The following is a 20227-nucleotide window of genomic DNA, read 5'->3' on the forward strand; positions in this document are numbered from 1 at the left end:
ATATCATACCACGGCCGGAGGAAAAAAGCAAAGGTTGTATCCGTTTCCTCCCCTTTCCGCCAGTGTTCCCGTCCCCTTGTATCAATATACCCAAAGGAAACCATCTGTTTGTCAAGGATTTTGACTTGACACAGAGGGAAAAATATGCTATCCTTCCATTCGTAAAGTTTAATTCCTTTACATTTTGTGTTGAGGAGGCGGTCTCTTTGAAAAGTCAGGCTTATCGGATGACGATGCTCTTTGATTTTTATGGCGATGTGCTCACCGACCGCCAGAAGGAATTTTACGACCTGTATTACAACGAGGACCTGTCCTTGGGGGAAATCGCGGAGAATTACGGCATCACCCGCCAGGGGGTTCGGGACGTGATCGTGCGGGCCGAGGCCATCCTCACGGAGCTGGAAGACAAAACCGGCCTGATCAAGCGTTTTCACACCATGCACAAGCAGCTGGAGCAGGTCTGGCAGGACGCCCAGCGGCTGTGTGAGCTGTCAGGGAAATACGACGACGGCGAGTTGGAGACCCTGTCCCAGCGGATTCGGGACACCGCCGACACCCTGTTGAAGGAGTAACCCATGGCATTTGAAGGACTTTCCGAAAAGCTGTCTGCAGCCTTTAAAAAGCTGCGGGGCAAGGGACGGCTGTCTGAGGCTGATGTAAAGGAGGCCATGCGGGAGATCCGCCTGGCTCTGCTGGAGGCCGACGTCAGCTACAAGGTGGTCAAGCAGTTTATTGCCCAAGTCACCGAGAAGGCGGTGGGCACCGACGTACTGGAGGCCCTCTCCCCTGCCCAGATGATCATTAAGATCGTCAACCAGGAGCTGACCGAGCTGATGGGCGGTTCCAGCGCCAAGCTGACCATCGCCTCCAAGCCCCCCACTGTTGTGATGATGGTGGGTCTTCAGGGCGCCGGCAAAACCACGAACTGTGCCAAGCTGGCCGGGCTGATGAAGAAGCAAAACGGCAAGCGTCCTCTTCTGGCCGCCTGTGATATTTACCGCCCGGCCGCCATTCAGCAGCTGCAGGTGGTGGGCGAGCAATTAGGTCTGCCTGTGTTCCAAATGGGACAGGCTAACCCGGTGGACATCGCCAAAGCCGCCGTGGAGCACGCCAAGCAGCACGGCAACGATATGGTCTTTTTGGACACGGCCGGCCGGCTCCATGTGGACGAAGCCCTCATGGACGAACTGAAAAACATCAAGGCCGCTGTGGATCCTACCGAGATCCTGTTGGTGGTGGACGCCATGATCGGTCAGGACGCGGTGAACGCTGCCAAGGCCTTTGACGATGCGCTGGATATTGACGGCGTGGTGCTCACCAAGCTGGACGGCGACGCCCGAGGAGGCGCGGCCCTGTCCATCAAGGCAGTCACCGGCAAGCCCATCAAATTTGTGGGTGTGGGCGAAAAGCTGGACCAAATCGAGGTCTTCCACCCCGACCGTATGGCCAGCCGAATTTTGGGCATGGGCGATGTGCTCTCCCTCATTGAGAAGGCGGAGCAGTCCTTTGACCAGAAAAAGGCCCTGGAGCTACAAGAAAAGCTGCGCAAAAACAAGTTTACCCTCACCGATTTCTACGAGCAGATGGCTCAGCTGAAAAACATGGGCTCTCTGACGGAGATTGCCGGGATGCTCCCCGGGGTCAAAGCCTCCGACCTGGAGGGGGCCACCATGGACGAAAAGCTGTTGCAGCGTATGGAGGCCATTATTCTGTCCATGACTCCCTACGAGCGAGAAAATCCCAATGTGCTCAATTCCAGCCGAAAGAAGCGCATTGCTGCCGGCTCGGGCACCCAGGTGGTAGACGTCAACCGGCTTTTAAAACAGTTTGAAATGCTCCAGACCATGACTCGCCAGTTCTCCGGCGGTAAGCTACCCCGCAATTTAAGAAAGATGATGGGCAAGAAAGGCGGCCGCGGGTTCCCAGGAATGGGCGGCGGTATGCCGGGACTCCCCTTCTGATTCTCGTTGGTTAAGCGCCATATATGCGCTTTCCATATAAATGATACAACAATTTGGAGGTGAAGATAAATGGTTAAGATCAGACTGCGCCGCATGGGCGCCAAGAAGGCTCCCTTCTATCGCATCGTGGTGGCCGACTCCCGCTATCCCCGTGACGGCCGTTTCATCGAGGAGATCGGTATTTACAACCCCGTCGTCAACCCCGCCGAGCTGAAGGTGGACGTGGACCGCGCTCAGGCCTGGATTAAGACCGGCGCTCAGCCCACTGAGACCGTCCGTGACCTGCTGAAAAAGGCCGGCGCGCTGTAAGGCTGGAGGTTTTGCAGGCAATGAAAGAGCTTCTGACCTACGTCGCCCAAAACCTGGTGGAACATCCGGACCAAGTGTCCGTCACCGAGGTAGAGGGCGACGGCGAGACCGTTCTTGAGCTTCGTGTGGCCCCTGAGGATATGGGCAAGGTGATTGGCCGCCAGGGCCGGATCGCCAAAGAGATCCGTGTCCTCATCCGCTCGGTGGCCCAGCGGTCGGGCAAACGCGTCTCTGTGGAGATCGTCGACTAAAACAAAGGCGCAGGATGCTTCCCTGCGCCTTTGTTTTACTCCGCCGCTCTTTTTTCGTTCCTTCCATATTACCCTATTTTTAAGACGGAGGTCGTTCGTTTATGCTCCAACAATACCTGGAAGTGGGAAAGATTACCAATACCCACGGCATTATGGGAGAGGTGCGGGTTCAGCCCTGGGCAGACTCGCCGGAATTTCTGTGCCAGTTTAAAACTCTCTATGTGGACAAAACCCATTGGCCCATCCATGTGGAGCGGGCCCGGGTGCATAAGAACATGGTGATCCTGAAGCTGGAAGGCGTCACCGATGTCCCGGGTGCTCTGGCCATGCGCAACGCGATTTTGTATATTGACCGCAAGGATGCCAACCTGCCCGAGGGCAGCTTTTTCTTGGCAGACATTATGGGCCTGGAGGTCCGGGATGCCCAATCGGACCAAGTTTTGGGAAAGGTGGAGGATATCCTTACCCTCCCCGCCAACAATGTGTATGTGGTTCGGGGCGGTCCCAGGGAAATCCTGATCCCCGCTGTCCCGCAGTTTATTGCCCAAACCAATGTGGAGGGCGGTTATTTGCGGGTCAACATGATGGAGGGACTGTAATCTCCCCTGTGTTCTGTCACTTTTAATCTGAGCTTACGCCAATTTTGGCGTGTGGAGGTCTTATGAAACAAGAATGGAAGCTCTGGCTGCGCCTGGGCATTACCTTATTCCTCCTCTATCTGGCCATTCATTACTGGGGAACGATCTCCCATCTCCTACTTTTGGCACTGGGCGCGGCCTTCCCTCTCATTTTGGGCTGTATCATCGCTTATGCAGTCAATATCTTAATGAGTATCTATGAGCGGTTCTGTTTTCCCAATAGCCGCGGATCCATTGCCCGGCTTCGCCGCCCCCTTTGCTTGGTGTTGGCGTATGCAAGCCTGGTCGCTCTGGTTTTCCTTATCATTCGGATGATTCTTCCCGAACTGGTTCAATCGGTGGGTCTGCTTGTTCAAGAAGCAGCTCCCATGATCGAGCGTCTTGCCAAGCTGCTCAACCAAAATCTGGACCTTTCCCAACTGCTGACCTCTTATGGTGTGGCACTCTATGATGGCAATATAAACTGGCAGGAGGCTCTTACTGCTGCGGTAAAATGGCTCAGCCAAGGTCTGGGCGGGGTTATGGGCTCTATGATTTCCCTGTTCTCCTCCCTGTTTTCTACCTTATTTACCCTCATCATTAGTTTCATTTTCTCCATCTACCTTTTGCTGGGAAAAGAGAGGCTGTCTCGGCAGAGCGCCTTGGTTTTGAAGACCTATCTAAAACCGAACTGGTACCGTAGAGTGATTTATTTTCTGGAAACCCTAAACACCTGTTTCCACCGCTTCATTGTGGGGCAGTGCACAGAAGCCGTTATCCTGGGCCTACTGTGTATCGGCGGTATGCTCTTGTTCCGCTTCCCCTATGCCACCATGGTGGGTACTTTGATTGGATTTACTGCCCTAATCCCGGTCGCAGGTGCATATATCGGAGCCGGTGTAGGCGCTTTTATGATTTTTACCGTCTCCCCGATCCAGGCTCTGCTGTTTCTGCTGTTTATCTGCGTACTACAACAGGTGGAAGGTAACCTCATCTATCCAAAGGTTGTCGGTTCCTCCATTGGTCTTCCCGGAATCTGGGTGCTGACCGCAGTTACGGTGGGAGGCGGAATGATGGGAATTTTCGGTATGTTGCTGGCTGTTCCTCTGGCCGCTACTTTTTATCAGGTTCTCCGAGGCGATATATATCGTCGAATGCCCCCACAGGAAGACTCACCTCCTCCCTGTGACGATACGCAGGAATAAATGAAAAACGTCGGACAGGAAAACCTGTCCGACGTTTTTCATTCCCTTATACTTCCTTGGGCTGAGGCGTCAGTCCAGCCGCCGCCAGGATCAGATCGGCACAGTGCTCTACTCCTAAGACACTGCTGTCAATACACAAGTGGTAGTTCTGAGACATGCCCCACTCCCGACCAGTGTAGTGCTTATAATTCACCCTGCGGCGCTTGTCCTTCTCCTGCAGCCGTTGCTCCGGACTGCGCTCGGACTCTCCATACAGACGCACGATTCGATCTGCCCGAGCCGCCATGGGTGCATGAACGAAAATATGGAAGCAGGCCTCCCGCTGCCGCAATATGTAATCGGCACACCGGCCTACAATGACACAGTGTCCTTTTTCCGCCAGCTTCACAATGACATCCCGCTGCATACACCATAAAAAGTCCGCCGCAGACATCCCATTCATGGCCCCAGGCGTGCCCCGGCCGGAAAGTGCATAGGAAAAGATGCTGCCTGTCCCTGCAAACTCGCCCCGTTCCTCAATAAAATCCGGAGAAAAGCCTGTCTGCTCCGCCACCTGCTTTACCAATTCTTTATCGTAATAGTCCCAGCCCAAACGTTTAGCCAATTCTTTGCCAATACTCCGCCCGCCGCTGCCAAACTCCCGGCTGACCGTAATCACAGTTCGTTCCATACTGCTCCTCCTTTTCCGTCTCTATCCCTGCGGAGGTTCTGCTTTCCCTACTAGGCCACCATCCTTTTCAGATGCCCTGGACCCCTGGCACAAATTGGGGAAATCCACCGCGCCAACTCCATGCAGCTCGCTTTTGTCCGGTCGGTCCAATTCCAGTTCTGGAGCAGCCTGGGATTATCATGTTCAAACAGTTCCTTTATTTTTTATTATAGCACCTTTTGCCCGCCCGTGTAAGTATTTCTTTTTCTCCCTTGCGTCTGGCTTCCGTTCCCCCGTTCCGGATAATGATACTTATGGTTTCACGCTGCGGCAAAACAACATGCGTAAGTCCGAATTGGACTTACGCATGTTTGTTTAACGTTAATTGTTTTCGCAGAGCCATTAGGAATGGCAGTTTCCATGGTGGCATTCATGATCTGCATGACTGCCGCAGCTGTGTTCCTCGCCCTGGTGGTGATGTTCGCACTCCACCCCCGGATTATAGGCCAGCTTCCCTGCCAGCAAATCCTCCACCACTTGGTCTGTCTCTCCGGTCACTCCGCCGTAAAGAGCAATTCCAGCATCCGCCAGAGCCATCTTGGCTCCTCCTCCGATACCGCCGCAAATCAGTGCATTGACTCCCCGTTCCTGTAAAAAGCCAGCCAATGCTCCATGGCCGCTGCCATTGGTGGGTACAATCTGGCTGGACACCACCGCACCGTTCTCAATCTGATAAATTTTGAAGGCCTCGGTATGCCCAAAATGTTGAAATACCGTTCCATTTTCATAGGTTACTGCAAGTTTCATTGTCTATCTCCTCATTTCCTTTGAATTGCTCCTCCTCTACCGAGGAGCGCTGGCACCGATGCCCGCAGGGACGGCCACAGCGCCTGCAATTTTCTTGACCGCAGCGTCCGCAGCAGATCTGACTGTCCTGGCAGACGGTCACCTCTCCACCAGTAATCGTAAGCATTCGGCCATGGACAAGGACATCCGCCAGCTTCCGCCGTGCAGATTCATAGATGGAAGCTGCTGTCGCCCGAGCCACCATCATCTGGCTGGCACACTGCTCCTGCGTCATCCCTTCCCAGTCAATGAGCCGGATGCTCTCAAATTCATCTACAGTCATGACCACCTGGCCATCCCCGCCAGAGGCTGGAAGAAACTCCTCCCACTGGGGCATACCGCAAATTCGTCTGCATTTTTTCGGTCTGGCCATAGCCGTCCTCCGTTTCTGGAATATGTCAGTAATTTAGATTATACCCTCTTTTTATTCCTTTGCAAGTCCTTTTTAAAATTTTCTTTTCAACAGTCCCGTCCGGCCTCCCCTACCATAGAGGACTCCCAAGCGGAGGAAGAAACAAAGGGACTGTACCCTTTGATGGATGCCGATATTCTCTGGCTTGCTCTATTGTGCGGATTGCGGGGACAAGCTGTATTTCTGTACGACAAACAGCTTTTCGCCCAAGCAAGACCACTATGTTTGCTCCAACTATAAGAGCAACACGGGAACTTGTTCTGCCCACTTTATCCGGGAAGAAACACTGAAACTGTTTGTGTTGCAGCGGATTTTCGATGTGACGGCGCTGTTCTTTGATGATGCCATGGCATTTGAGGAAGCCGCGAGAAAGCAGCGTTTCCAAGAAGCAGAGAAAGAGGCCAGGAAGCGTAAGCGTGAAATCGCCCAAGCGGAAAAGCGCATTACCGAACTTGACCGCATTTTCAAGCGCATTTATGAGGACGACATCATCGGTACAATCAGCCATGAACGGTTCTTGAAACTCTCTGCTGACTATGAGGCAGAACAAAAAGAACTGACGGAGCAGGTCAAGGCATGGCGGCAAGCGGTAGAAACCTTTGAACAGGATCAAGCTGATTTTGCCAGCTTTGCGGCCATTGTACGGAAATATGTGGGCATCCGGGAACTGACGCCCACCATCGTCAACGAGTTTGTGAAGAAGATTATCGTCCATGCGCCGGATAAGTCCAGCGGCCACCGCAGGCAGAAGATCGAATTGGTCTGGAACTTCATCGGAGAAGTCAATCTGTCGGGAGACGATCAGACCGTGGAGCGGCAAAGAAAAGGCAGGACGGCATGACCTTTCAGCCATGCCGCCCTGCGACAATTAGATTACTTCCTTATGGGGGCGTGCCTTTAGGTACAATCCCTTTGCTTTATTTCGCCTGTTCTTTCTTTCCCACTAAACGCTCCAGGGTGTGACACAAAATATTGAAGTCAATGGGCTTTGAGATATGAGCATCCATACCTGCGGCGGTGGTTGCCGAGATATCCTCGGCAAAAGCATTTGCCGTCACAGCCAGGATGGGGACGATCTTTGCGTCCGGCCGAGACAGGCCTCGGATATTTCTGGCTGACTCACAGCCGTCCATAACTGGCATCTGCATATCCATTAGGATGGCGTCAAACTCAAAGGGCTTGGATGCTTTAAACTGCTCCAAGGCCTCCTGCCCATTCCAAGCCTGAACAACCTCTAACCCGTGCATGGAAAGAATCTCTGTGGCAATTTCCATATTTACCATATTGTCCTCTGCCAAAAGAACCTTTTTCCCCTCCAGAGAGAAGGGCGACTCGTTCTTCTTTTCCGTCTCCCTGTTCTCCACAGGCTCTAAACAGGTTTCCTCCTTCTCTGTACGAACCATGGTAAAGGGAACTGTAATGGTAAAGGTGGTTCCTTCCCCCAATTTGCTATCCACATGAATTTGTCCGCTCATCTGGGTCACCAAGTTCTTCACAATCGACATCCCAAGCCCCGTCCCGCTGACCCGCTTGGAGGAGAAGGTGGTCTCTCTGGAATAGGGCTCAAACAGCTGAGGCAGGAACTCTTCCGACATTCCAATTCCGGTATCCTGAACGATGATTTGGAACTGGGAGCAGTTTTTCTCCTCAAACTGCCGCACAAAAACAGAAACCCGGTCCCCTTCCGAAGTAAATTTAAAGGCATTGGACAGCAGATTATTTATAATCTGTCCAATTCGAAAAGCGTCTCCCAGCACCGTACTGTTATGTAGATCAAATTCCACCTGGAACTGTTTCTGTTCCGCCTCCGCCTGCAAATAAAAGCTGGCGGCACATTCCTGAATGCACTGGCGTAGATCGAAGGACTGATTATTTAAAATCACCTTTCCCTGCTCCATCCGTGACATATCCAGAATATCGTTGACCAGATCCAGCAGCTGACGGCTGGAATAGTAGACCTTTTCCATATACCCATTTACCTTTTCCGGTTCATCGCTGTGCTGTCGCACCAGCTCTGACAGACCCAAAATGGCATTGAGGGGTGTCCGCATATCGTGGGACATGTTATTGAAAAAGGCTTCCTTTGTCTTTTCACTGCGCCTAGCATTTTCCAACGCGTCCTCCAGCAGCTTTCGTTCCCGCAGCTGCTGCTGCTTTTCCTGTTCCACCTCTCGGAAACAGAGTACCACTTCGTCCGGAGATAAAGATTCATCAAATAAAATCCGTACGTTAACCCACCGATACTCATCCCCAAACCGGCGCAAGAAATCTCCACCATAATCCCGTACCCGTTTGGCCACCAGATTTCGGATACTGGCTGGAGAAAAGCTGGCTTGAAACTCCTCGTAAGTGCGCTTTTCCAGCACCTCTCCCGCGGTCTGGAGCAAATCGCCGTAGGGCCCCGTATAAGGCAACCGACTACGGATATAGTCAGAGCCCTTAATCATCTCATAGGTCTCGTTCTGATAATCCACCCGGTAAAGGGCGTAGTAGGTATTCCCCAATACCCGCACCGTCTCATTGGTCCGCTCCACCTGGGAGTACAAACGCAGATCCCGCCAGGCCACCAGAAAGATTCCGGCAACGCTCAACAGCATAACCAAGCCAAACAATAGAGAAAATTGATCGGACTTCGCTAAAATAGTGTCAAAGGGTGCCGTAATAATGGCGATCCAGCCATTTGACATATTATAGTAATATACGCCCCGATCTTCCCCCGAAAGGTCAGTGATGTGAGCGTCATACCCCGCCAAACTTCCATCCTCGATGCCAGCTAAAATTTTGTGCAGATACCCCTGAAGTTCCTCCTCAGAGGTCTTCAAGTCCGACTGCTCATAAATGAGGATACCTGTGCGGTCGCATAAATAAAAGGAGGATTTCTCCGGAAGCGATAGCGCTCCGGAATAGATGCGTAAGTTTTCCGGGAAAATATCGAAGGCCAATACCGCGTCTACGCTCTGGCATTTTTGGGCAATGGTAACCACCGGCTTTTCATAGATCGAATCTATGTAAACATCGGTGAATACCACATCACCGTCCGCTGCCATGGCCTGCTGATACCATTCCGTTTGAGAAAAATCGTAGGTGCTATCCCCTTCCCAGGGATTTGCCGCCAATATCTGCCCCTGAAATACCGCATAGGGATCTACCGTATTCTCCCCCAACACCGACTGGAGCTGCTCATAGTACATTCCAAGCCAGCTTTCGATCTCCTGAGGAGACTGCCCTTGCTCAAGGCGCACATTGATGGACTGGGTGCCAAAGGTCAACAGGGTTTCATAGACCGTGAGGTTGTTGTTTTCCTCCCATGCATAGCTCTTGGCAAGAGCGGTGCCCAGATCCTGAAAATTTTTCAGCAACGTCTCCCGCAAAACCGCATGAAAGGCTCCTCCCAACAGGCTCAGAAAGACAATCACTACAATATAGAGGCGAAGTTTCTTCCATAGCCGTTTCCATTTTTTTCGCCCTGGCTTCATGGCCAGCACCTCTGAATTGCCTGGACCACACGTTGGTAATCGGATTGAATCTGAGGCATCATCTGCGCCGCAGCAGCATAGTCACCTGCCCGCAGCTGCGCCACCTGCTGGGTAAACTGGTTTGTCAACTCATTCATGGATAAATTCCCACACATGCCTTTCAGCGTATGGGAGGCGGCCAGCGCCTGCTCCATGGAACCAGATTCCATGGCCTGACACAAAGTTTGGAAGTTAGTGTCCTGCAAAAAGCGCTTTAAAAAGCGCTCTACCAAAGCCTCACTCCCACCCAACCGCTCCAAAACCTCATCTACCTGGATACCGCCCTGGGAAAGGCACTCACGAATCCCCTGTTCCATGCTCCATGCTCCCTTCTCTCACTTGTGTGTATACAACTGGTACAGTTCCTCCTCAACCTGCATAAAACTATCCAGCAGCTTGGGGTTAAACTGACCGCATTTTCCCTCCCGAATCATATCCAGCACCTGCTGTCTTGGAAGGGCGTCCTTATAAACCCGTTTGCAGATCAGTGCGTCATACACGTCGGCCAGAGATACTGTCTGGGCCCAAACACTGATCTCTTCGCCCTTCAGGCCATCCGGATAGCCCCGCCCATCCCATCTCTCATGGTGATGACGGGCAATGTCGTAGGCATAGCGATAAGCTCCACTCTCCCGCAGCTGGGGAATTTTCTCCAGAAGCAACGCCCCTTGAATGGTGTGAGTTTTCATAATTTCAAACTCTTCCGGGGTCAGACGACCTGGCTTATTTAAAATCGCATCGGGAATGGCGATTTTTCCAACGTCGTGCATAATGGCCGCCAGCGAGATCTGTTCGATCTCCTCCTGGCTGAGTCCCTGTCCAAATTCTGTTCTGGTCAACAGCAGACGGGTGATATCATGGATGCGCTGTACATGCTCCCCAGACTCCCCGTCCCGAAATTCAATTGCCGTAGACAGGGCCTGAATCATTCCCTGGTTCAGCTTGATGATCTTCTGCGCCTGCTGTAACAGCTCGGACTGCTGCCGCTCCACCACATTGCCAAGCCGCTTTCGGGCCCGGAACAGCTCCACCACAGAGTTGATTCGCCGCTTTACCACATAGGGCACCACCGGCTTGCTAATGACATCCATCACCCCGATGCGATAGGCCTCCCGCATAACTGCATCACTGGCCTCTGCCGTAATGAGGAAAATTGGTATCTTTTCCACCAGCTCTGCCTGCTCCAGATGGCGCAGCACCTCCAGGCCGTCCATCTCCGGCATCATCACATCCAAAAGAACCGCGCAGTAACGGCCCGGATCTGCCATTAACTTATCAAGACCGATGCGGCCGTTTTCTGCCTCATCAACCCGATAGGAGGGAGAAAACAGAATATTCAGTATTCCGCGATTGATTTCATCATCGTCCACAATCAAGATCTCATTTGAGTCCATTTATTCTTCACCGTCCACTGCTTGATTCCTCTGCACCTCTGTTTGTTCGACTAAGAAATACAGGTTTAGTTTACCATGCACCTACAAAAACATCAACCGATTTCCTGCTTTTCTCGGTCTACCAACTGCTTGGCTTGTATGGCTCTCCTATTGACAGGGCATCCTCTTCTTGCGTATACTCCTCTCAAATCCAATTATAGGAGGTCATATGGATGGCATCAATTATTATTGCGCCCAACAAATATATCCAGGGTCAGGGGGAACTGGCAAACATCGGAACCTATACCAAACCCCTGGGAGAATATGCATTCGTTATTCTCAGCAAATCCGGATATCAGCGGGTGGGGGCGACCGTGGAGGCCAGCTTCCAGGCCGCGGGCTGCCGCGTCCACTTTGAATATTTTAATGGCGAGTGCTCCAAAAATGAGATTCAGCGCCTGAAAACCCGGTTTGACGAGCTTGGCTGCACCGTCTGTGTGGGCATCGGCGGAGGAAAAATCCATGACACCAGCAAGGCCCTTGCCTATTACGCCCACAAACCGGTGGTCATAGTTCCCACCATCGCCGGTACGGACGCCCCCTGCTCCGCACTGTCCGTCATTTACACCGATGACGGAGTCTTTGAGGAATACCTCTGGTTGCCCGCCAACCCCAATGTGGTACTGGTGGACACAGAGGTCATTAGCAAGGCCCCCGCCCGACTGCTGGTCTCCGGTATGGGCGACGCCCTGGCCACTTATTTTGAGGCCAAGGCTACCGCCGACTCCAACTCCTCCACCTGTGCCGGGGGTAAAATCACCAATGCCGCTCTGGTTCTGGCCCGCGCCTGCTACGATACCCTCCTGGCGGACGGCCTGAAGGCAAAGCTGGCGGTGGAAAATCACGTCTGCACCAAGGCTGTGGAGAATATCATCGAGGCCAACACCTACCTCTCCGGCATCGGCTTTGAGTCCGGCGGTCTGGCGGGTGCCCACGCCATCCACAACGGCTTTACCGTAGCTCCCGCCACCCACAACCTGTACCACGGCGAAAAGGTGGCCTTCGGAACACTGGTTCAGCTGGTCCTCCAAAATGCCGACATGGAGCAGATCGAAGAAGTTCTGGACTTCTGCTGCAGTGTGGGGCTGCCCACCACTCTGGCTCAGCTGGGAATCACTGAGGTGAAGGAAGAGGAAATCATGGCCATTGCCCAGGCCGCCTGTGCTCCCGGTGAGACCATCCACAACATGCCCATGGAGGTTACCGCCGAAAAGGTATATGCCGCCATTCTGGCCGCCGATGCACTGGGACGGCTCTATCAGTAATTCGTGCCCAAAGCCGGACATACCCTGATGGCACTTCAAATGGAAAAATGCCTTGCTATTTGGCCGCCTCCCCTCCATAATAGAGGGGAGGTGACCATTTTTTATGAATAGTTTGTTCTGCTGCCCCCTGTGCGCTTCCCCCCTGACCCGTGAAGAGGGAGCCTACCGCTGTCCTCAGGGGCACAGCTTTGATTTAGCCGCCGCCGGATACACCCACCTGCTCCCCGTCAACCGGAAGCACTCCAAGCAGCCGGGGGACGACCGGGAGATGGTGGCCGCCCGGGCCGCTTTCTTGGAGAAGGGCTACTATGGGCAATATATATTAGGAAAACCAGCAAACGGATTAGGTAATAGGGCTATATATCAGCCCGCAGCCTCTTGAACCATAGGGGCGTTGAGCTCGATATATTCAGCCATGCGGCGGAACTCGTCAGCGTATTTGAATTTCACGCTAATATTGCCGCCCTCGTAAACTTTAATATAATCAATGAGCTCGGCCAGAATTTCCCGTGTCAGCTTGTCTATGTTCTGATATTTGAGAAATGCGGCCAGGAAAGGACTTTCCGCATCCACGCCGTTTTCCAGTTGTTCCTGCTCGTCTGTCAGCGTCCGCAGGACATTATTTAGGGCCTCGGCTTGCCGTTCATAGTCCTCGCTCATGTGGCGGTAGTCGTTGCGGGTGATTTCCCCGTCTTTCCAGTCTTGATAAAGGGCTTGCTTATATCGCATAATTTTAGCAAGCTCTTTTTCTTTTGCGGCGATGGCATCCTCCAGCCGCTTTGACTTGCTTTTTTTGAGGGGCGCGGAATTGATACGGGACACCAGCTCCGAATAGGCAACAGCTAAATGTACCTGTTGTTGAATTGCAAACAGGACGCCCGCCTCCAGGCGGTCACTCTTGATGGAGTGCATGGTGCAAGCCTTTTTTGAAAGGCTTTTATATGTTCCGCACTGGTAATAGACATAAATGCCTTTTGAAGCGATCCGGGACATCGCCCTGCCGCAGTCGGCGCATTTCAGAAAGCCGCTGAACAGATAAAGCTGCTTTTCCTTTGGGGCTGTGCGTGTGTCGCGCTTGAGCAGGCCCTGCACCTTATCAAAGGTTTCCCGGTCAATGATGGCCTCGTGGGTATTTTCTACGATAAACCATTCTTCCTCCGGCACCCGCTCCTGGATATGGATTTTATAGCTTTTCACCCGTTGACGGCCCTGCACCATATCCCCCACATAAACACGGTTTTTCAAGATCGTGTCTATGGTAATCGTGCTCCACATAGGATTGCTTTGGGCGTTGGGAGCATTGTATTTGAGCCCCTGCTGTTTCTTGTAGGCCGTGGGGCAAAGGACACCATGATCGTTCAGATAATAGGTAATCCCGCGCTTATTCATGCCAGACAGAAACATGGAAAAAATGCTTTTGACTACTTCGGCGGCCTCCGGGTCAACCAGCAGAGCGTGTTTATCGCCGGGGTCTTTCACATATCCATACGGAGCATACGAGCCGATAAACTCACCGTTGCGGCGCTTCATATCAAACACCTGACGGATTTTCTTTGAGGTCTGGTAGCAGTATTGATCGTTCATTACATTCGTAATGGGAACGATTATATTTGATACGCTGTCGGGGTTGCGGTAGCTATCCACGCCCTCCGCCAAGCTGATAAAACGGACATTGAGCCGGACGAAAAGATTTTCAATCAGGTTTCCGGCATCGGTATAGTTTCGGGAAAGCCGGGACAGGTCTTTTACAATCACGCAGTTAATTCTGCCGCTGGATATATCGGACAGGAGCCGCTGAAAGTCCTCACGGTTGGTGTCCGTACCTGTTTTTCCGTCATCCACATATACGTCCGCTTCCGCGCCCTCATAGAACTCATCCAGGTGGGCCTGGTGGTATTGTTCCAGGAGCCGCCGCTGGTTTACCACGCTGTTGCTTTCATCGCGGCCACGGAGCAAATCTTCTTTAGAAAGGCGAATGTATTTCCCTAATCTCCAGCGCATCACATTGTATGAAGTTGGGGAACTGGCGCTCATTGTCCCCCGGTTTGCTGTTCTTGCCATGTGTCCTCCTTCCTATCACATTACATCTATATTATACCTCTGCACCGGGGGTACAACAAGGATGACTCCACCTCTGGACAAAGTGTCTGGAAGTAGCGGATCGTTACAGTCCGCTTTTCTGCCGCAGGAAAAAGCCCGTCAGCAGTTCCTGGAGAGAGGGGCCGTCCTCGGCAAATTCCAGCTTGATGGCCATATCGCCATAGCGGAAACAATAGGGGTTTTTCAACTGTTCCAGCATACGGGCAGCTCGCTTTTCCAGCGGCAACGAATTATCAAAAACAAAACGGCTTGCGTCAACAAGCGTTTCCTTATCCACCGCGTCAAGATTGACGCTCTGCATCTTTTCAATCACTTGTGCGTTTAGCTTCACAGAAAACCTCCTTTGCAGTTATTCGCCAGTATTTCCAATGATGAGCAGAAACGGCCAGCACCGTGAAAGTGCTGGCCGTCCGGCTAAATGGCTGCCTCTGGACACTTTGTCCAGAAGTCAGTAAGGGCTTTCCTCAAAGTGCTGCTGGGCCTCTTCCAGACTGCAGAAGTCGAAAACCTCATAGAGCTCCGCCACCACGCGCCGGATGTCGTTGGGAGAAAACCCGCAGTTTTCCATCGCGTAGATGACATAGCCACGGCAGGCGTTGTTGCTCCACGGCTGGGACAGCATAGCGGCAAACATAGCATCGTGTTCCATCGGTATTTCCTCCTCGATAAACTTAAAAATGGAGGGAGCGCCGCGCTCATTTTCTTGCCCCGTCATAAGACAGCCATACTCGGCAGCGGCGCTCCCCCGCAAAGGGGGCGGCGGCCTGCGGCCCCCGCGCCTCCTTTGTGGAGAGAAAACTTCCTCTCACATACCACCAGAAAAAAAGGGAAAATGGAGACTGTAAATCAAAAATTTTCCCGCAAATATTTTTTCATCTGCTCTTTCCCACGTTCTACCGAGCGACGAATGGTGCTCTTGTCCACGCCCTCCTCGCGGGCGATCTGACGGTAGCTCTTTCCAAGGATCAAATGAGCATCTACCCGGCGGCCCTGGATCTCCGGCAGGGAATTGAGGGCGTTCCACAGCCGGAAGAACAGCTCCTTGCGATCCATGAGCTCTTGGGGGCTGGGCTCGTGTAGGTAGGCGGAGTATTCGATCCCATCGTCACAATCCAGGGAATAATAAGCCTTGTTGTAGCGCACCCGTTCCGCATGAGCGGCCTCGCGCCGCTTGATGGCCATGAGTTCCTCGGCTACCTCGTCAGGCACCTCCACCAGCTCGTCCGTTAAGTACCAATAATAAAAATCTTTCAGATTGATCGTTGTCATAACTTGTCCTCCATTTTGTTTCGGTTGATGGGTTGAGCGGAAACAAAATGGAGGGCTGGAGGAGAGCGGCAACGTATATAAGTACGCTTGGTTTTTAATAAAACAGGAGAATATTCTCCTTAAATAAAGTGCATTTCCTATTTAGCATATGTTAAAAAAACGGAGTGTAGACAGTGATTAACTATCTGCACTCCGTCATCAGAGAAGAAATATTAATTATTCATCATGGTAAACGCTTTATAGGAAGAATAATATATACCTTATTTGAATGAGAAGGTATTCCACGTTACTTACTGGTTAGCTCGTTAATCGCCGCCACAATTCGATCTAGCCCCTCTTTAAGAAAGCTTCTTGGGCAAGCAACTGTCATTCTAAAATATCCAGCCCCGGATTCACCAAATGTACGACCGTTTTCAATCAAAACATTATATTTTGTAATTAGCAATTCAAATAGCTCTTCATAGTCAACATAGGCGCCAAAATTTATCCATGCCAAGAAAGTTCCTTCAGGCTTTTTGTATTTCGTTTTTGGGAGATGTTCTTGAAGATACTTAACTAAAAAATCAAAATTATCTTCAACATACTCCATTACTTCATCCACCCAGTATTCACACTTGTTATACGCTGTTTCCGTTAAAACCATATCCAGAGGCGGGGCAAAACTAATATAGTGCTTAAGCCTAGTTTCTCTGTACCATATCTTTCTTAATTCTTCATCATCAATAATAATTTGTGAAATGGGAACGCCACCAACATTGAAAGTTTTTCCTAATGCAACTGCTGTGATAATTTTGTTATAATCCGTTATTGTCATAGTAGGCGTATGAGTTACACCGGAGCGTGTTGCATCACAATGCAATTCATCAGAAAAAATCAAAACATCGTTTTCACGACACAAATTGATAATCTTGGTTAGTTCTTCTTTGGTCCAAACTCTTCCAACGGGATTATGCGGGGAACACAGAATCATCATTGTATTGTTAGGATCCTTCACTTTGCGCTCTAGGTCAGAAAAATCGATACTATAATTTTCGTTATCGTTAATTAATTGATTGTTTACGACTTTCCTGTTTGTTCCATTAATCAATTCAGCAAAAGGATAAAAGACGGGTTCCTGAATGATAATACCGTCGCCTTCCTTCGTAAAGCCTCTTAATACGAAGCCAAGAGCGGGAAGAACACCAGGAGAGTAAAAAATAGAATCTTTTTTTATTGTCCAATTAAAACGCCGTTTATACCAACCTTGCACAGCTTGAAAATAATTATCACCAGGCATGGAATGTCCAAGAAATCCGTGTTCAATCCGCTTTATTAAAGCGTCTGTGATTTCATCAGCAACTTTGAACTCCATGTCTGAGAGCCATAAAGGTAAAGCGTCATCTGATACTCTACTATCTACAAAGTCTTTATGGTCCCATTTTACACAGTCAGTTCCTTTTCTGTTATAGAGGATGTCCAAGTTCATTTTTCCCATGGGATATTCTCCTTTCTTTATTCTGCCGAAGGAAAGGTTTATATTACGATATGTGTAGATTACTTATCAGGAAATACCTGTTTATACGCCTTTAGTTCATCCGCGTAGTCTTCAGCAATAATTCTATGCCATAAGTCCGCATCTTTGATTCCACATTTCTCAGGTATAAACACCGGGTCAAGTCCGTGTTTCAATTGAGCTTCATAATCGCGCAAAGTAGATACTCCTGGTTTATATAATAGAGCAAGGCATGCAAGGTTTACCAGAGATAGCAGTCCACAAAGAGCTGAAGCAAGATTCCAAATTGTGGTGGAACTGACCAAGGGGCCAACAAACCCTAACATGATAGTAGCTACATTAATAGCAATATTTATTAACTTTACAGAAGGATTATCAATGTGATCGCTGAAAAAGTAATAATAGATACGGCTAAGGTACATGGAATAAGCCATGATAGTTGTGAAAGTGAATAGGAACATAGCAATAGTAATAAAAATAGAGCCAAACCCGTTTATTACTGTATTAACGGCTTCAGTTGCAAATATATCGTAGTTACCATTGATATAAGCCACAATTTGAGCTCCATCTGCTTGAACAACATTATAACTATTGGTGACGAGAATCATTAATGATGTAGCTAAGCAGATGCACAGAGAGATAAACACAGAAAAAGCTTGAGAAAGCCCGGCTTTGGCAGGATGTGAAACATCTGCACAACCTGCGACCCATGCTCCTGTGCCTAAACCAGCTTCGTTAGAAAAAACACCCCGTCGCACGCCCCACGAAATAGCAGAACCTACTAGTCCGCCAAAAACTGCATTTGTGCTGAAAGCGGAACTGAAAATAAGGATGAACATACTCGGTACATTTTTAATGTTAATGAGAATTAGGATTAAAGCTACCGCTACATAAGCAACAGACATAAAAGGAACTACTTTATCCGCAACACTAGCAATTACCTTAGCGCCGCCGAAAATAACTATAACAAGAAGTAAAGTGTAACATACTGCAATTGCAATAGGGGAAATATTAAAACTAGTACTAGCAACAGAACTGAAGGCATTGGTCTGCACGCCTGCAAAGATAATGAGAAAAACTATACTAACGATGCCGTAAAATGCTGCAATTGGCCTGCATTTGAGCCCTTTATCCATATAGAAAGAGGGACCGCCAGCATATTCTCCGTTAACTCTTCGTTTCCATATTTGAGCTAGTGCAGATTCAATGTATGCAGAGGCCGAACAAATAACAGCCATCACACACATCCAAAACACAGCTCCGGGCCCACCGAACATAATTGCGCTGGCTGTTCCAGTAATATTGCCAGTTCCTACGCGTCCCCCAATCGCGATAGACAGAGCTTGAAATGGGGTTAGCCCTGACGCAGCTTTTTTGTTCTTAAACGAACAATCTAGCATTTGTTTAAAAAGTCTAATTTGCGGAAATTTTAATGCAATAGAAAATAACATTCCACAACCCAATGAAAAGATGATTAAAATAGGCCCCCAAGCGAAATTGTCAACGGCGGTAATAATCTCACTGACAGTCATAATTTTTCCTCCACTATTTCTCCCCCTAAAAAAGGGCATGATATTCCTAAAGAGGTTGAAAAAAATCAATGAATGAGATATGATAATAAATGTTCTGTACATTGTCGATAGTGTAGTAATATGACATGTCACATCGCAATATAATAATACAACTTGTACTAATATATTGTCAAGAGGGATTTTAAGTTGGATACTATTAATTTAATTGTTTCAAGAAATATTAAGCGAATTAGACAAGAAAAAGATTTAAGTTTAGAGGAATTATCGAAACTGAGCGGAGTTAGTAAATCTATGCTAGCTCAGATTGAACGGGGAAATGGAAATCCATCTCTCTCGACGCTTTGGAAGGTTGCAAACGGTATGATGGTGCCATTTAATTCCTTGGTTTCACAACCGCGTGCTCCATATGAAGTGGTTCGCCTCTCAGATATTGATCCGATTATTGAAGAAAATACCAAACTGAAGAACTATGTAGTTTTTCCGGGGGATGAAAATCAAAAATTTAGTGTCTACTACATTGAAGTCCAACCTGGATATGGGTGGGATTCAGATATGCATATGCGAGGGACGATTGAGTTTGTTACAGTTTTTTACGGTAAATTACAATTAAAAATCGGAGAAGATATATTTTACCTGGGATGTGGAGAAAGCATCAGATTTAAAGCTGATTCCCGCCATTCCTATTATAATGCAAGCAACGAAACACTAATTTTTCATAATATTCTATTTAATCCTTAAGAGCATTGAATAGCGAGATTATATGCGATAGGGAGTGTGGCAGGTTCTGGATGGGTATCAACCTAAGCTTTGCGCAGTTTTGGCAAGCAATTCGGGTGTGGCCACACTCCGAAATTTTCACAGGCCGCAGGCCCGTGAAAATGCTTGTTGGGGAGCTCCCCAAACCCACTGAACTTCTGGACACTTTGTCCAGAAGTCCCGGCGCAAGCGCCTGTTGTCGGCGGCCCGGAGCTAACGCTCCTGGGCCTTATTTTTTTGCTCGTCCGCGTGGCCGAGCAGGTGATCGATATTCGCCTTGACTGCCACGGCCTGCCGCATATCCGCCTGGGCCTTGCGGTATTCCGCATAGAGGGCCTTTTTCTTTTCAGAGAGCTCCCGGTGCTGCTTTTTCAGCGTGTCCATTTTGGGGAGCTTTGCCCCGCCCAAAAGCTCACTCATAGCCGTCTTTGCCGCCCGGTAGTCTGCCAGCTCCGCCTCATGCTGGGCCAGATATTTTCTGCTATACCGGGCCGCCTTATTCGGGTCGGGCGAAACTAACCTTCAAGTGTCGGGAGTTCGCAGCCACACCTAGTCGGAAAAGATAAAGCCACTACCGATGCTCTTTTAAATCCTGTACACTGGAAAGTGCCAACA

Annotated in this window: 22 protein-coding genes and 1 pseudogene; 10 read left to right on the plus strand and 13 right to left on the minus strand. The window is 49.9% G+C overall.

The window, feature by feature from the left end; translation table 11 throughout:
- The first annotated feature begins 206 nt into the window (after window positions 1–206).
- From ylxM to B5E43_RS04800, 6 genes are all read left to right on the plus strand, one after another.
- A complete protein-coding gene (gene ylxM, locus B5E43_RS04775) occupies window positions 207–572 on the plus strand; it encodes a YlxM family DNA-binding protein (RefSeq protein ID WP_087394158.1) in 366 nt (121 codons plus the stop codon).
- 3 nt (window positions 573–575) lie between these two features.
- The gene (ffh, locus tag B5E43_RS04780; protein WP_087394160.1) at window positions 576–1961 is read left to right on the plus strand and encodes a signal recognition particle protein; all 1386 of its coding nucleotides are present in this window, start codon (window positions 576–578) and stop codon (window positions 1959–1961) included.
- 69 nt (window positions 1962–2030) lie between these two features.
- Window positions 2031–2270, plus strand: a complete 240-nt coding sequence (rpsP, locus tag B5E43_RS04785; RefSeq protein ID WP_087394162.1) for a 30S ribosomal protein S16 — start codon at window positions 2031–2033, stop codon at window positions 2268–2270.
- 20 nt (window positions 2271–2290) lie between these two features.
- Window positions 2291–2521 (plus strand): KH domain-containing protein, encoded by a 231-nt coding sequence (locus B5E43_RS04790; RefSeq protein WP_162614133.1) that lies wholly within the window; start codon window positions 2291–2293, stop codon window positions 2519–2521.
- 101 nt (window positions 2522–2622) lie between these two features.
- The gene (rimM, locus tag B5E43_RS04795) at window positions 2623–3120 is read left to right on the plus strand and encodes a ribosome maturation factor RimM (RefSeq protein ID WP_087394166.1); all 498 of its coding nucleotides are present in this window, start codon (window positions 2623–2625) and stop codon (window positions 3118–3120) included.
- Between the two features lie 62 nt (window positions 3121–3182).
- Complete coding sequence (locus tag B5E43_RS04800) at window positions 3183–4343, plus strand: AI-2E family transporter (RefSeq protein ID WP_087394168.1); 1161 nt, start codon at window positions 3183–3185, stop codon at window positions 4341–4343.
- A 46-nt stretch (window positions 4344–4389) separates the two neighbouring features.
- Here the strand turns inward: B5E43_RS04800 and B5E43_RS04805 are convergent, their stop codons facing one another.
- The 3 genes from B5E43_RS04805 to B5E43_RS04815 form a co-directional block, all read right to left on the minus strand.
- Window positions 4390–5013 (minus strand): cytidylate kinase-like family protein, encoded by a 624-nt coding sequence (locus B5E43_RS04805; protein ID WP_087394170.1) that lies wholly within the window; start codon window positions 5011–5013, stop codon window positions 4390–4392.
- A 381-nt stretch (window positions 5014–5394) separates the two neighbouring features.
- Complete coding sequence (locus B5E43_RS04810) at window positions 5395–5799, minus strand: NifB/NifX family molybdenum-iron cluster-binding protein (RefSeq protein ID WP_087394172.1); 405 nt, start codon at window positions 5797–5799, stop codon at window positions 5395–5397.
- A complete protein-coding gene (locus B5E43_RS04815; protein ID WP_087394173.1) occupies window positions 5777–6211 on the minus strand; it encodes a DUF134 domain-containing protein in 435 nt (144 codons plus the stop codon). Before B5E43_RS04815 ends, B5E43_RS04810 begins: the two co-directional genes overlap by 23 nt.
- Before the next feature lie 166 nt (window positions 6212–6377).
- Between B5E43_RS04815 and B5E43_RS04820 the strand changes: the two genes are divergently transcribed.
- Complete coding sequence (locus tag B5E43_RS04820) at window positions 6378–7091, plus strand: DUF4368 domain-containing protein (protein ID WP_343214266.1); 714 nt, start codon at window positions 6378–6380, stop codon at window positions 7089–7091.
- Window positions 7092–7167: 76 nt separating this feature from the next.
- On the opposite strand, the gene B5E43_RS04825 is transcribed toward B5E43_RS04820, so the two are convergent.
- Genes B5E43_RS04825 through B5E43_RS04835 form a run of 3 tightly spaced genes read right to left on the minus strand, consistent with a single transcriptional unit; the run spans window position 7168 to window position 11159 of the window.
- Window positions 7168–9666 (minus strand): hybrid sensor histidine kinase/response regulator, encoded by a 2499-nt coding sequence (locus B5E43_RS04825; protein WP_158098965.1) that lies wholly within the window; start codon window positions 9664–9666, stop codon window positions 7168–7170.
- Window positions 9667–9722: 56 nt separating this feature from the next.
- Window positions 9723–10082 (minus strand): Hpt domain-containing protein, encoded by a 360-nt coding sequence (locus B5E43_RS04830; RefSeq protein ID WP_087394177.1) that lies wholly within the window; start codon window positions 10080–10082, stop codon window positions 9723–9725.
- Window positions 10083–10100: 18 nt separating this feature from the next.
- Window positions 10101–11159 carry an HD domain-containing phosphohydrolase gene (locus B5E43_RS04835; protein WP_087394179.1) on the minus strand — a complete coding sequence of 353 codons (1059 nt, stop codon included), beginning with the start codon at window positions 11157–11159 and terminating at the stop codon, window positions 10101–10103.
- Window positions 11160–11371: 212 nt separating this feature from the next.
- On the opposite strand from B5E43_RS04835, the gene B5E43_RS04840 reads away from it, so the two are divergent.
- Both B5E43_RS04840 and B5E43_RS04845 read left to right on the plus strand, forming a co-directional pair.
- Window positions 11372–12463 (plus strand): glycerol dehydrogenase, encoded by a 1092-nt coding sequence (locus B5E43_RS04840; RefSeq protein ID WP_087394181.1) that lies wholly within the window; start codon window positions 11372–11374, stop codon window positions 12461–12463.
- A 103-nt stretch (window positions 12464–12566) separates the two neighbouring features.
- A complete protein-coding gene (locus B5E43_RS04845) occupies window positions 12567–12845 on the plus strand; it encodes a putative RNA methyltransferase (RefSeq protein ID WP_206406926.1) in 279 nt (92 codons plus the stop codon).
- On the opposite strand, the gene B5E43_RS04850 is transcribed toward B5E43_RS04845, so the two are convergent.
- The 6 genes from B5E43_RS04850 to B5E43_RS04875 form a co-directional block, all read right to left on the minus strand.
- Complete coding sequence (locus B5E43_RS04850; RefSeq protein WP_087394184.1) at window positions 12827–14524, minus strand: recombinase family protein; 1698 nt, start codon at window positions 14522–14524, stop codon at window positions 12827–12829. The genes B5E43_RS04845 and B5E43_RS04850 overlap by 19 nt on opposite strands.
- 103 nt (window positions 14525–14627) lie before the next feature.
- A complete protein-coding gene (locus tag B5E43_RS04855; protein WP_087394187.1) occupies window positions 14628–14894 on the minus strand; it encodes a DUF6870 family protein in 267 nt (88 codons plus the stop codon).
- A gap of 117 nt (window positions 14895–15011) precedes the next feature.
- The gene (locus tag B5E43_RS04860) at window positions 15012–15212 is read right to left on the minus strand and encodes a hypothetical protein (RefSeq protein ID WP_087394210.1); all 201 of its coding nucleotides are present in this window, start codon (window positions 15210–15212) and stop codon (window positions 15012–15014) included.
- Between the two features lie 197 nt (window positions 15213–15409).
- On the minus strand, window positions 15410–15832 hold the full coding sequence (locus tag B5E43_RS04865) for a sigma factor-like helix-turn-helix DNA-binding protein (protein ID WP_087394189.1): 423 nt from the start codon (window positions 15830–15832) through the stop codon (window positions 15410–15412).
- 286 nt (window positions 15833–16118) lie between these two features.
- Window positions 16119–17306, minus strand: coding sequence for a MalY/PatB family protein (locus B5E43_RS04870; protein ID WP_087394192.1), 1188 nt, complete (start codon window positions 17304–17306; stop codon window positions 16119–16121).
- Between the two features lie 59 nt (window positions 17307–17365).
- Window positions 17366–18856, minus strand: coding sequence for an alanine/glycine:cation symporter family protein (locus tag B5E43_RS04875; RefSeq protein WP_087394194.1), 1491 nt, complete (start codon window positions 18854–18856; stop codon window positions 17366–17368).
- 186 nt (window positions 18857–19042) lie between these two features.
- Here B5E43_RS04875 and B5E43_RS04880 point away from each other — a divergent pair, with 186 nt between their 5' ends.
- Complete coding sequence (locus B5E43_RS04880) at window positions 19043–19594, plus strand: helix-turn-helix transcriptional regulator (RefSeq protein WP_087394197.1); 552 nt, start codon at window positions 19043–19045, stop codon at window positions 19592–19594.
- A gap of 231 nt (window positions 19595–19825) precedes the next feature.
- On the opposite strand, the pseudogene B5E43_RS04885 reads toward B5E43_RS04880, so the two are convergent.
- Window positions 19826–20110: pseudogene (locus B5E43_RS04885) on the minus strand (hypothetical protein); the annotation flags it as partial.
- Between the last annotated feature and the right edge of the window lie 117 nt (window positions 20111–20227).

Source organism: Flavonifractor sp. An100 (assembly GCF_002161175.1).
GTDB lineage: Bacteria > Bacillota > Clostridia > Oscillospirales > Oscillospiraceae > Lawsonibacter.

What these genes read in the sequence shown, in the direction of transcription:
- B5E43_RS04850 (WP_087394184.1), bottom strand. Translation starts at nt 14,524, where the DNA reads ATGGCAAGAACAGCAAACCGGGGGACAATGAGCGCCAGTTCCCCAACT.
- rpsP (WP_087394162.1), top strand. Translation starts at nt 2,031, where the DNA reads ATGGTTAAGATCAGACTGCGCCGCATGGGCGCCAAGAAGGCTCCCTTC.
- B5E43_RS04815 (WP_087394173.1), bottom strand. Translation starts at nt 6,211, where the DNA reads ATGGCCAGACCGAAAAAATGCAGACGAATTTGCGGTATGCCCCAGTGG.
- B5E43_RS04820 (WP_343214266.1), top strand. Translation starts at nt 6,378, where the DNA reads ATGCCGATATTCTCTGGCTTGCTCTATTGTGCGGATTGCGGGGACAAG.
- B5E43_RS04870 (WP_087394192.1), bottom strand. Translation starts at nt 17,306, where the DNA reads ATGGGAAAAATGAACTTGGACATCCTCTATAACAGAAAAGGAACTGAC.
- B5E43_RS04800 (WP_087394168.1), top strand. Translation starts at nt 3,183, where the DNA reads ATGAAACAAGAATGGAAGCTCTGGCTGCGCCTGGGCATTACCTTATTC.
- rimM (WP_087394166.1), top strand. Translation starts at nt 2,623, where the DNA reads ATGCTCCAACAATACCTGGAAGTGGGAAAGATTACCAATACCCACGGC.
- B5E43_RS04875 (WP_087394194.1), bottom strand. Translation starts at nt 18,856, where the DNA reads ATGACTGTCAGTGAGATTATTACCGCCGTTGACAATTTCGCTTGGGGG.
- B5E43_RS04790 (WP_162614133.1), top strand. Translation starts at nt 2,291, where the DNA reads ATGAAAGAGCTTCTGACCTACGTCGCCCAAAACCTGGTGGAACATCCG.
- ffh (WP_087394160.1), top strand. Translation starts at nt 576, where the DNA reads ATGGCATTTGAAGGACTTTCCGAAAAGCTGTCTGCAGCCTTTAAAAAG.
- B5E43_RS04865 (WP_087394189.1), bottom strand. Translation starts at nt 15,832, where the DNA reads ATGACAACGATCAATCTGAAAGATTTTTATTATTGGTACTTAACGGAC.
- B5E43_RS04860 (WP_087394210.1), bottom strand. Translation starts at nt 15,212, where the DNA reads ATGGAACACGATGCTATGTTTGCCGCTATGCTGTCCCAGCCGTGGAGC.
- B5E43_RS04810 (WP_087394172.1), bottom strand. Translation starts at nt 5,799, where the DNA reads ATGAAACTTGCAGTAACCTATGAAAATGGAACGGTATTTCAACATTTT.
- B5E43_RS04840 (WP_087394181.1), top strand. Translation starts at nt 11,372, where the DNA reads ATGGCATCAATTATTATTGCGCCCAACAAATATATCCAGGGTCAGGGG.
- B5E43_RS04845 (WP_206406926.1), top strand. Translation starts at nt 12,567, where the DNA reads ATGAATAGTTTGTTCTGCTGCCCCCTGTGCGCTTCCCCCCTGACCCGT.
- B5E43_RS04835 (WP_087394179.1), bottom strand. Translation starts at nt 11,159, where the DNA reads ATGGACTCAAATGAGATCTTGATTGTGGACGATGATGAAATCAATCGC.
- B5E43_RS04805 (WP_087394170.1), bottom strand. Translation starts at nt 5,013, where the DNA reads ATGGAACGAACTGTGATTACGGTCAGCCGGGAGTTTGGCAGCGGCGGG.
- B5E43_RS04830 (WP_087394177.1), bottom strand. Translation starts at nt 10,082, where the DNA reads ATGGAACAGGGGATTCGTGAGTGCCTTTCCCAGGGCGGTATCCAGGTA.